3 protein-coding genes and 1 pseudogene are annotated in these 8,535 nt (G+C 67.8%); all 4 read left to right on the forward strand.

The window, feature by feature from the left end; genetic code table 11:
• The first annotated feature begins 442 nt into the window (after positions 1-442).
• Positions 443-5,206 carry a glutamate synthase large subunit gene (gene gltB, locus OZ671_RS31505; RefSeq protein WP_442957153.1) on the forward strand — a complete coding sequence of 1,588 codons (4,764 nt, stop codon included), beginning with the start codon at positions 443-445 and terminating at the stop codon, positions 5,204-5,206.
• A 4-nt stretch (positions 5,207-5,210) separates the two neighbouring features.
• Positions 5,211-6,629: a glutamate synthase subunit beta gene (locus OZ671_RS31510; protein WP_268864363.1), complete on the forward strand. Its 1,419-nt coding sequence runs from the start codon at positions 5,211-5,213 to the stop codon at positions 6,627-6,629.
• Positions 6,630-6,742: 113 nt separating this feature from the next.
• Positions 6,743-7,810 (forward strand): threonine aldolase family protein, encoded by a 1,068-nt coding sequence (locus OZ671_RS31515; protein ID WP_268864364.1) that lies wholly within the window; start codon positions 6,743-6,745, stop codon positions 7,808-7,810.
• Positions 7,811-7,904: 94 nt separating this feature from the next.
• A pseudogene (locus OZ671_RS31520) lies at positions 7,905-8,535 on the forward strand (hypothetical protein); the annotation flags it as partial.

Here is an 8,535-nt window from a genome sequence, read left to right on the forward strand (position 1 = left end):
CCCTCAGCCCCCGCCGCGACGGAAACCGCCGGAAGCCCGCCGCCGGCGCGGTGAGACGAAGCCGCCGCGGCCGCTTTTGGCCTCCGCCCTTCGACGGGTGGCGCGACGACGCCCGTCACGGCAATATTGTTGCGCCGCGAAAGGCGTTTGCCTTCCATTTATGATTCGGCAATACAGCGCCTGGCAACAAACCGCATCCAAACCGGGTTTCCAGCACGGATTGCCGCTTGTAAGCCTGTTTGAAATCTGTCAAAGAAGCGACTTTAGAAAGGTCAGCATCGCTGCCCTATCTGCGGACGCCCTGCCAGGGGAGGTCCGGAAGCGGTTTCGCACCGCGCACGTGAAGCCGGCCGGCACCGGAAAAGACCGGTGTCGCAGCCGGCTCGGCGTGTCACAATCAGAGCATGGAACGGCGGCTATTGGCCGCAAGACGAGGTCGACGATGAGCACTCAACGGTTTGGTGCGGGCATGGGTCGGGGTGTCGAGGCGCGGGCGAACCGCACCACGAAAACCAATACGGCCACCCGTACGAAAAACCGTTCCTATCGCCTCATCGACGCCGGCCTGCCGAAGGCCCAGGGCCTCTACGACCCGACCAACGAAAAGGATTCCTGTGGCGTCGGCTTCATCGCCGACATGAAGGGGCGCAAGTCGCACCGCATCGTCGAGGATGCGCTGCAGATCCTCCTGAATCTCGAGCACCGCGGCGCGGTGGGAGCGGATCCGCGGGCCGGCGACGGCGCAGGCATCCTGGTGCAGATCCCGCACGGCTTCTTCTCCAAGAAGGCGGCCGAGCTCGGCTTCGAACTGCCGGAGCCAGGTCATTACGCGGTCGGCTACATCTTCTTCCCGCGCGATCCCGAGGGCCAGGCCTTCGTCCGCGAGAGCATCGAGAAGGTGATCGCCGACGAAGGCCAGGTGCTGCTCGGCTGGCGCGAGGTGCCGACCGACAATTCCTCGCTCGGCTATTCGGTCAAGCCGACCGAGCCGAAGCACATGCAGCTGTTCGTCGGCCGCGGCGCCGATATCGGCTCGGAGGAGGAGTTCGAGCGCCGGCTTTTCGTGCTGCGCAAGGTCATCTCCAACCTCGTCTATGATCGCAACGACCCGAAGACGCAGGGCTATTACCCCGTCTCGCTGTCGTGCCGGACCATCGTCTACAAGGGCATGTTCCTGGCCGACCAGCTCGGCGCCTACTATCCCGACCTGCACGACCAGTCGTTCGAGAGCGCGCTCGCCCTGGTGCACCAGCGCTTCTCGACCAACACCTTCCCGACCTGGTCGCTCGCCCATCCCTACCGCATGGTCGCCCACAACGGCGAGATCAACACGCTGCGCGGCAACGTCAACTGGATGGCCGCCCGCCAGGCCAGCGTCGACAGCGAGTTGTTCGCCAACGACATCTCCAAGCTCTGGCCGATCTCCTACGAGGGCCAGTCGGACACCGCCTGCTTCGACAACGCGCTCGAATTCCTGGTCCAGGGCGGCTATTCGCTCGCCCATGCCGTGATGATGCTGGTGCCGGAAGCCTGGGCCGGCAACAAGCTGATGGATGAGGCGCGCCGCGCCTTCTACGAATATCACGCCGCCATCATGGAGCCCTGGGACGGTCCGGCGGCCATCGCCTTCACCGATGGCCGGCAGATCGGCGCGACGCTGGACCGCAACGGCCTGCGGCCCGCGCGCTGGTTCGTCACCAAGGACGACCGCATCATCATGGCCTCGGAAATGGGCGTGCTGCCCGTGCCGGAAGACCAGATCGTGCGCAAGTGGCGCCTGCAGCCGGGCAAGATGCTGCTCGTCGACCTCGAACAGGGCCGCATCGTCTCCGACGAGGAGATCAAGGCTCAGCTCGCCGGGATGAACCCCTACAAGGAATGGCTGGCCAAGTCGCAGCTGATCCTCGAGGACCTGCCGCCGGTCGAGCCGCGCGCCTCGCGCACCGACGTGCCGCTGCTCGATAAGCAGCAGGCCTTCGGCTACACCCAGGAAGACACCAAGCTCCTGCTCGCGCCGATGGCGACGACCGGCCAGGAAGCGGTCGGCTCGATGGGCACCGACACGCCGATCTCGGCGCTGTCGTCCAAGTCCAAGCTGCTCTACACCTACTTCAAGCAGAACTTCGCCCAGGTGACCAACCCGCCGATCGACCCGATCCGCGAGGAGATCGTCATGAGCCTGGTGTCCTTCATCGGGCCCCGGCCGAACCTGTTCGACCTCGACGGCACCTCGCGCCGCAAGCGCCTGGAAGTGCGCCAGCCGATCCTGACCAACGAGGATCTGGAAAAGATCCGCTGCATCGGCCACCGCGAGGATTCCTTCGACACCAAGACGCTCGACATCACTTATCCCTCGGGCAAGGGTGCCGGCGGCATGGCGGAGGCGCTGCAGCTCCTCTGCGACCGCGCGGAAGCCGCCGTCCACGGCCGGTACAACATCATCATCCTGTCCGATCGCATGGTCGGCCCGGACCGCACCCCGATCCCGGCCCTGCTCGCGGTCGCGGCGGTGCACCACCACCTCATTCGCAAGGGCCTGCGCACGGCCGCCGGCCTGGTCATCGAGACCGGCGAGGCGCGCGAGGTCCATCACTTCTGCTGCCTGGCCGGCTACGGCGCCGAGGCGATCAATCCCTATCTCGCCTTCGAGACGATGGAGGAGATCCATGCGCGCGGCGAGCTGCCGCCGGAGGTCGATGCCGACGAGGTGGTGAAGCGCTTCATCAAGTCGATCGGCAAGGGCATCATGAAGGTGATGTCCAAGATGGGCATCTCCACCTACCAGTCCTATTGCGGCGCGCAGATCTTCGACGCGGTCGGTCTGTCGAGCGAATTCGTCCAGCGCTTCTTCACCGGCACGGCGACCCGCATCGAGGGCGCTGGCCTCGCCGAGATCGCCGAGGAGACGGTGCGCCGGCACACGGCCGCCTTCTCCGACGATCCGACCCTCGCCACGACGCTGGAGGTCGGCGGCGAATATGCCTACCGCATCCGCGGTGAGGATCATGTCTGGTCGCCCGACACGGTCGCCGCCCTGCAGCATGCGGTGCGCGGCAACAGCCAGGACCGCTACCGCGAGTTCTCGCGCCTCATCAACGAACAGGCCGGCAAGCTGCAGACCATCCGCGGCCTGTTCCACATCCGCATGGCGGAAGAGGTCGGCCGCAAGCCGGTGCCGCTCGACGAGGTGGAGCCGGCCGCCACCATCGTGCGCCGCTTCGCGACCGGCGCCATGTCCTATGGCTCGATCTCGCGCGAGGCGCATACGACGCTCGCCATCGCGATGAACTCGATCGGCGGCAAGTCGAACACCGGCGAAGGCGGCGAGGAGCCCGAGCGCTTCAAGCCCCTGCCCGACGGGCGCTCGATGCGCTCGGCGATCAAGCAGGTGGCTTCGGGCCGGTTCGGCGTGACGACCGAATATCTCGTCAATGCCGACATGATCCAGATCAAGATGGCGCAGGGCGCGAAGCCCGGCGAAGGCGGCCAGCTGCCCGGCCACAAGGTCGACGCGGTGATCGCCAAGGTCCGGCATTCGACGCCGGGCGTCGGCCTCATTTCGCCGCCGCCGCACCACGACATCTATTCGATCGAGGATCTGGCGCAGCTCATCTACGACCTGAAGAACGTCAATCCGGCCGCCGACATCTCGGTGAAACTGGTGTCGGAAGTCGGCGTCGGCACGGTCGCGGCGGGTGTCGCCAAGGCGCGCGCCGACCATGTCACCATTTCCGGCTTCGAGGGCGGTACCGGCGCCTCGCCGCTGACCTCGATCAAGCATGCCGGCAGCCCCTGGGAGATCGGCCTGGCCGAGACCCATCAGACGCTGGTGCTCAACCGGCTGCGCTCGCGCATCTCGGTGCAGGTCGACGGCGGCCTCAGGACCGGCCGCGACGTCGTCATCGGCGCCCTGCTCGGCGCCGACGAGTTCGGCTTCGCCACCGCGCCGCTGATCGCCGCCGGCTGCATCATGATGCGCAAGTGCCACCTCAACACCTGCCCGGTGGGCGTCGCCACCCAGGACCCGGTGTTGCGCAAGCGCTTCCGCGGCCAGCCGGAGCATGTCGTCAACTACTTCTTCTTCGTCGCCGAGGAGGTGCGCGAACTGATGGCCGCCATGGGCTATCGCACCTTCGACGAGATGGTCGGCCAGATGCAGATGCTCGATCGCCGCGCCGTGGTCGCCCACGGCAAGGCGCAGGGTCTCGACTTCTCGCGGCTGTTCCACAAGCCCGACGTACCCGACACCGTCGGCGTGCGCCGGCTGGAGGACCAGAACCACCATCTGGAGGCTGTGCTCGACCGCAAGCTCATCGCCGAGGCCGCGCCGGCCATCGCCGAGGGCAAGCCGGTCCGCATCGAGACCGCCATCACCAGCGTCAACCGTTCGACCGGCGCCATGCTGTCGGGCGCCATCGCAACCGCCCATGGCAGCAGCGGCCTGCCCGACGACACGGTGCATGTGAAGCTCAAGGGCACGGCCGGCCAGAGCTTCGGCGCCTGGCTCGCCCGCGGCGTCACCATGGAACTGGAAGGCGAAGCCAACGACTATGTCGGCAAGGGCCTGTCGGGCGGACGCATCGCCATCTACCCGGCGAAGGAAGCCGTCGACCTCGACGTCGACAACTCGATCATCGTCGGCAACACCGTGCTCTACGGCGCGATCGACGGCGAATGCTATTTCCGCGGCGTCGCCGGCGAGCGCTTCGCCGTGCGCAATTCGGGCGCCATCGCGGTGGTCGAAGGCACCGGCGACCACGGCTGCGAATATATGACCGGCGGCATCGTCGTCGTGCTCGGCCAGACCGGCCGCAACTTCGCGGCCGGCATGTCCGGCGGCATCGCCTATGTGCTCGACGAGGCCGGCGACTTCGCCTCGCGCTGCAACATGTCGATGGTCGAGCTCGAGCACGTGCCGGAGGAGGAGGAGCTGCTCGCCGAGCACTACCACCAGTCCGGCGGCCTGGAAGGCCACGGCCGGGTGGACGTGATGAGCGACATGACGCGCTTCGACGCCGAGCGCCTGAACCAGCTCATCGCCAACCACGCGCGCTATACCGGCTCGAAACGGGCGCAGGACATTCTGGACCGCTGGTCCGAGATGCTGCCCAAGTTCCGCAAGGTTATGCCGGTCGAATATCGCCGCGCGCTCGCCGAGATGGCCGCGCAGGCCGAACAGCGCCCGCTCGCGCTGGCAGGAGAATGACGAAATGGGAAAGGTAACGGGTTTTCTCGAGGTCGACCGCCAGGACCGGCGCTATGCGCCGGCCGGCGACCGGATCCGCCACTATCGCGAATTCGTCATTCCGCTGAGCGAGGAGACGACGCGCAGCCAGGCGTCGCGCTGCATGAACTGCGGCATTCCGTTCTGCCACACGGGCTGTCCGGTCAATAACCAGATCCCCGACTGGAACGACCTCGTCTATCAGGGCAACTGGGAGGAGGCGAGCCAGAACCTCCACTCGACCAACAACTTCCCGGAATTCACCGGGCGCGTCTGCCCGGCCCCTTGCGAAGCCTCGTGCACCCTCAACATCGAGGACACGCCGGTCACCATCAAGACGATCGAATGCGCCATCGTTGACCGGGCCTGGAGCCACGGCTGGATCAAGCCGATGGCGAGCAGCCGTCGCACCGGCCGTTCGGTCGCCATCGTCGGTTCCGGCCCGGCCGGCCTCGCCGCGGCCCAGCAGCTCGCCCGGGCCGGCCATGACGTGCATGTCTACGAAAAGCACGCCAAGGCCGGCGGCCTGCTGCGCTACGGCATTCCCGACTTCAAGATGGAAAAGAATCTGATCGATCGCCGCATCCGTCAGATGGAGGCCGAAGGCGTCGTCTTCCACTACAACAGCCATATCGGCGTGACGACGCCGGTCGACGAACTCATCGCAGCGCATGATGCGGTGCTTCTCTCCGGCGGCGCCGAGCAGCCGCGCGACCTGCCGATTCCGGGACGCGAGCTCGACGGCATCCACTTCGCCATGGACTTCCTGCCGCAGCAGAACCGCCGGGTCTCCAACGAACCGGTCGGTTCCAACGAGCCGATCCTGGCCGGCGGCAAGCATGTCGTGGTGATCGGCGGCGGCGATACCGGCTCGGACTGCATCGGCACCTCGGTGCGCCAGGGCGCCGTCTCGGTGACCCAGCTCGAAATCATGCCGCGCCCGCCGGAGAAGGAGAACAAGGCGCTCTCCTGGCCGCTCTGGCCCCTCAAGCTGCGCACCTCGTCGAGCCACGAGGAGGGCGCGGAGCGCGACTTCGCCGTGCTGACCACCGGCTTCACCGGCACCGGCGGCAAGGTGAGGAAGCTCTCCTGCGTGCGGGTCGACGCCAAGATGCAGCCGATCCCGGGCACCGAGTTCGAGCTGAAGGCCGACCTCGTCCTGCTCGCCATGGGCTTCGTCAATCCGGTCTACGAGGGGCTTCTGGAAAGCCTCGGCGTGACGCTCGACCCGCGCAAGAACGTCGCGGCCAACCAGACCGACTACCGGACCTCGGTCGACAAGGTCTATGCCGCCGGCGACATGCGCCGCGGCCAGTCCCTGGTCGTCTGGGCGATCCGCGAGGGCCGGCAGGCCGCGCATGCCATCGACAAGGACCTGATGGGCACGACTACCCTGCCGCGTTGAGCGGTGACAGCACCCGCCAGACCTGCATAGACTTGGATCATTCGACCGGCCCGCGCCATCAGGCGCGGGCCGGCCTTTTGCGGGTGGTCGATCGGGCGAGGGAGTCCACGGCGATGTTTTTTGCGAGCGACAATGGCCTTGGTGCCTCCGACAAGGTGATGCGGGCGATCGTTGAGGCCAATGCCGGGCCACGCCTGGGCTACGGACGCGACGACGCGACACGCCAAGTCGAGCAGCGGCTCTCGGCCCTGTTCGAGCGCGAGGTCGGCGTCTACATGGTCATTACCGGCTCGGCCGCCAACGGCCTCGCGCTTTCCACCCTCACTCCGCCTTGGGGCATCGTGCTCTGCCACGATGAGAGCCACGTCATGGAGGACGAGTGCTGCGGCCCGGAATTCTTCACCGGGGGCGCCAAGCTCGTCGGCATTCCCGGCGCCGGCGCCAAGATCAGCGCGGCTGCCCTCGAGCGCACATTGAAGAAACTGCCACGCCGCGTGCCGCACAACGCGCCGGCCCATGCGCTGTCGATCACCCAGTCGACCGAATATGGCCTGACCTATTCGGTCGACGAGGTCGAAGCGCTCGCCGGCATCGCCAAGGCCCATGACCTTGCCGTTCACATGGACGGCGCGCGCTTCGCCAATGCCGTGGCTCGGCTCGGCTGCAGCCCGGCCGAGATCACCTGGAGGGCCGGCGTCGACGTGCTCTCCTTCGGCACCACCAAGGGCGGCGGCCTGGCCTGCGAGGCGATCGTCTTCTTCGACCCGGCCCGCGGCGCCGACATGGTGCGCCGGCGCATGAGAGGCGGCCATCTCCTGTCGAAGCACCGTTTCCTGGCCGCCCAGATGGATGCCTTCCTGGACGGCGGCCATTGGCTGGAGCTCGCCCGGCACGCCAACGCCGCCGCGAGCCGGCTGGCCGCCGGCCTCAAGGCGGTTCCCGGCGTCAGGGTGCCTTTCACGCCCGAAGCCAACGGCGTGTTCCCGATCCTGCCGCTGCATGTCGAGGCTGCGCTCAAGGCCGCCGGAGCGGTCTTCTACCCCTGGTCGGACCGCAGCCTGCCCGACGGCGTGACCGTCGGCCCCGACGAGGTCATCGTCCGGCTGATCACCAGCTTCGCCACCACGAACGAGGATGTCGACCGCTTCGTCGCGACCGCCGCCGCGGCCGCCACGAAATAGCTCCGCATCCGGAGGGCCTTGGCGCCCGCCCTGAAATCGCCGTTCTCCTTGCCGAAAGGTTGATAGGGCATTGCAGGGGAAGAGGACGCAGAACGTGCGCCAAAGTCTATTCGTGACGGTCGCGCTGGCCGCATTGGCGGCCGCCGCCGCACCGGCCGGTGCCCAGCCGGCCAGCATCATCGGCCCTCTGGCCGACCCGGCCCCTGGCGTGACCGCCGTCCAGTTCTGGGACGAATGGGGCCCCCCGCCGCGCTTCCGCGAGCGGCCGGTCTATCGGCCGCGCTATGTCGATCCGGACGACGATGATGACGACGACGACGTCGGCGCCATCCATCCGAGCCGGGCGGCCTCGATCACCCGGTCGATGGGCTACCGCGTCACCTCCGCGCCCCGGCTGGTCCAGGGCGCCTGGGTGATGGACACGATCGACCGGCAGGGCCTGCGCGTGCGCGTGGCCATCGATGCCTTCAGCGGCCGGGCCCGCAGCGTCCGCTATCTCGACCCGCCGGCCCCGCGTGCGGCGGCCCGCCCCGAGCCGCGCCCGCCGGTGCCGCGCGAGGGTGGTTTCGGCGCGGACTTCGATCAGCCGCAGCCGCTGGAGCCGCGCATGGAGCCTGGCTTCGCGCAGCCGGCCCCGCCGTCGCGCGGCGCGCGACCGGGCCGCGACATCACCGCCCGGCTGGTGCCCGTGCCGATTCCGCGACCGCAGATCGACCCGCCGGCCA

Origin of the sequence: Phreatobacter sp. AB_2022a (assembly GCF_026847585.1) — a bacterium.
Taxonomy (GTDB): Bacteria; Pseudomonadota; Alphaproteobacteria; order Rhizobiales; family Phreatobacteraceae; genus Phreatobacter.

What these genes read in the sequence shown, in the direction of transcription:
- gltB (WP_442957153.1), top strand. Translation starts at nt 443, where the DNA reads ATGAGCACTCAACGGTTTGGTGCGGGCATGGGTCGGGGTGTCGAGGCG.
- OZ671_RS31510 (WP_268864363.1), top strand. Translation starts at nt 5,211, where the DNA reads ATGGGAAAGGTAACGGGTTTTCTCGAGGTCGACCGCCAGGACCGGCGC.
- OZ671_RS31515 (WP_268864364.1), top strand. Translation starts at nt 6,743, where the DNA reads ATGTTTTTTGCGAGCGACAATGGCCTTGGTGCCTCCGACAAGGTGATG.